This is a genomic window from Vibrio sp. 2130-1, assembly GCF_033339515.1.
This window is the reverse complement of sequence record NZ_JAWOUT010000087.1, coordinates 1-1,037: the sequence shown is the minus strand read 5'-3', so window position 1 is coordinate 1,037 and position 1,037 is coordinate 1. Positions and strand designations below refer to the sequence as shown.

Below are 1,037 nucleotides of genomic sequence, written 5' to 3'. Positions count from 1 at the left end.
GGCCGATGAACACACAATATCTGATCCAAGATAAGACCGAACGTTACCAACGAAATGCAGACAACATGCAATGCGTCATACAGTTTTTAATACAAGAAACGTACTCCACAATCACCAACTTAATGGTGCTTTTGAATTATCAGAAAAGACAGCCTCTCGATCGTTTACTGGCAAAACTAAAAGGCTTAGGTCTCATCAAAAAGTACGAACTAAAAACGCCAAGAGGAAAGCTTGCATTGTGGGGAGTGACCGACTTAGGCCTTGCGCAAAACCAACAGAAAAGTAATGGCAGAGAGAAGAGTTTTGTACCGTACCGAGTCACGGCCAAGAATGCAGAACATAAAATGAAAGTACAGTTTGTGCAGCTCCAGCTACAAAAAAATGGATGGTGTGATTGGGAAAATGGTAAACATGAAGACGCACGCAAAAAATATCAGGTAGCACACAAACCGAATGGTTTGGTGAAAAGTCCTTCGGGAGCAAAGATTGCACTCGAACTGATGCAAACAATTCAAACACCATCACGCTACCGGACCATTTTTAAAGATCACATACAGGCAAAAAAAGAGGGGTACTGGCATGCGGTCTTTTTCATCGTTGAGAGTAACGAAATGAAAAAGCTGTTAGAGAACCACTTCAACAAAATTGAATACATAAGGTTCAAAGAATCGAAGCACCCATTCGAGTATTACTGTTCAAACCTTTACCGAATCTTCACATTGGAAGAGGTGAAGACCTTACAAGAAACGAGAGAGCCTAAACGGTGAAGAATGTTGTCGCAAGACTCCCCTGATCAGCCCTTTCGGCTGCGCCGACCCCTACCCATTTTCGACTCGTTTTGAGTGAATCTGAGCATTGTCTGTGGTCGCTTTCCGTGGAGTTTTTTCTCGTACCCTTTCGGGCTGCCCCGCGCTGTGTGTAAAGGCTTTCGCCCCCCGTCCGAGTCACACAACACTAATCAGTTATTCCTTTTCCGCTTGTCCCCGTCTAGCAGCTACAACAGGGGGGTTTTATCGTGCTTTCGCAAGTTCTGATTA

1 protein-coding gene is annotated in these 1,037 nt (G+C 44.3%); it reads left to right on the top strand.

Annotated elements, in window-relative coordinates; genetic code table 11:
* Positions 1–767: MobC family replication-relaxation protein (gene mobC / locus R7Q09_RS24395; protein WP_318143726.1), on the top strand; the 767-nt coding region annotated here is incomplete at its 5' end.
* Positions 768–1,037 lie beyond the last annotated feature (270 nt).